This is a genomic window from Vibrio sp. 1F279 (genome assembly GCF_041439815.1).
GTDB classification, from domain to species: domain Bacteria; phylum Pseudomonadota; class Gammaproteobacteria; order Enterobacterales; family Vibrionaceae; genus Vibrio; species Vibrio tasmaniensis_A.
Genome location: NZ_JBGOOU010000119.1, coordinates 1 through 1,241, shown reverse-complemented (window position 1 = coordinate 1,241; position 1,241 = coordinate 1). Strand labels below are relative to the sequence as shown.

2 protein-coding genes and 1 pseudogene are annotated in these 1,241 nt (G+C 49.3%); all 3 read left to right on the top strand.

All coding sequences use genetic code 11. The features are described 5' to 3' along the window. On the top strand, positions 1-199 hold a 199-nt coding region (locus tag ACED60_RS25680), incomplete at its 5' end, for a hypothetical protein (protein ID WP_371728736.1). A 13-nt stretch (positions 200-212) separates the two neighbouring features. Then, positions 213-926: a type-F conjugative transfer system pilin assembly protein TrbC gene (trbC, locus tag ACED60_RS25675; RefSeq protein WP_371728735.1), complete on the top strand. Its 714-nt coding sequence runs from the start codon at positions 213-215 to the stop codon at positions 924-926. Positions 927-961: 35 nt separating this feature from the next. After that, positions 962-1,241 (top strand): annotated as a pseudogene (locus ACED60_RS25670) (type-F conjugative transfer system mating-pair stabilization protein TraN); the annotation flags it as partial.

Sequence of the window (1,241 nt, the reverse complement as noted above, 5' to 3'; positions counted from 1 at the left end):
GGACCTATTTATTGCCAGTCACCCTGACTCCCTTACCGATTTTTTAAAAACAGAGATCGCCAACAACAAGCACATTTACTGCTGTTTCCCGCTCTCGCAGTTTTGCTTCTCGTTTTGTCGCGATCTCAATGCTCGTAAGGTGCTGTCAATCAGCTTCCAAAACGCTCACACCCTCTACCCACCCTTTCAGCGGCCATAATGAAGAGGTTACTATGACCATTCCATCTTTTGAGAGCACCTTTAGGCGCTCTCTTGTTTTTCTGTGTTTTTTTATTGCGTTACCCACCCAGGCTTACACTGAGCAAGAGCTCAAATCTTTTGCCAAGCTTGAGCAAAAAATGACTCAACAACCGGAGGCGGCGAAGACGTGGCCTACGGACGACATACAAAATAAAGCCCAGGCTTATCGAGAAGAAGCGCTGACTCTCAGCCGCAAGGTTCAAGATTTGATACAAGAAGAGAGTCTTTCCCCTTTATTGGGGCGACAAAAACCCACGCGCCACCCTGACCAAGCCCCAAAAGGGGTAATGGTGTTTGTGTCACTCACCATGCCTGAGACCGCGCTCAAACAGCTTCTGATGCAAAGTGAGCACTTAGGCGTGCCATTGGTGATACGCGGCGTCTTACCCGAAGGTTTTCCGGCCACGGCCAAACGTATCGAGGCCTTGATACGCTCCCCCAATAAGGCGCCTATTCAAAGCGGATTTTCGGTAAGCCCCGATTGGTTTAAGCAATTTGATATTCAACGTGTACCCGCCTTTGTTTCGGTCAAGCAAAACCGCTGCTTGCCCAAGCAGCCTTGTAAAGCCAGTGACTACGATATCCTTTATGGCAATATTTCACTTTACCAAGCTCTGGATTACCTCGCGGCTGGGGATGCGCAGCAAAACATTACCCCACTGCTGCGCACGCTCTACTCCCAATAACCCTCTCTCCCCCAACTTTTGATGAGGTACTCCTTATGCGCATTCACCTATGGACAGCGCTCACGCTCAGTTTTTTTTCGACTCTCGCGCTGACTAATGAACAACACACCTTTACCGAGAGCGCCAATTGGGCGAAACAAACGGCAAGCCAAGCGCTCACGTCTCATGCCCTCCCACTCAAAGTCGATGACTATTGCAAAGACGCCACGTGTCGAAAAGAGATCCGCAGTCCAAAAGAATCCACACTGTCAGACAGTGAGATCAATGCACAAAAAGGGACAGAGTTTGTGACCAATGGATTGGCTCAAGACATCA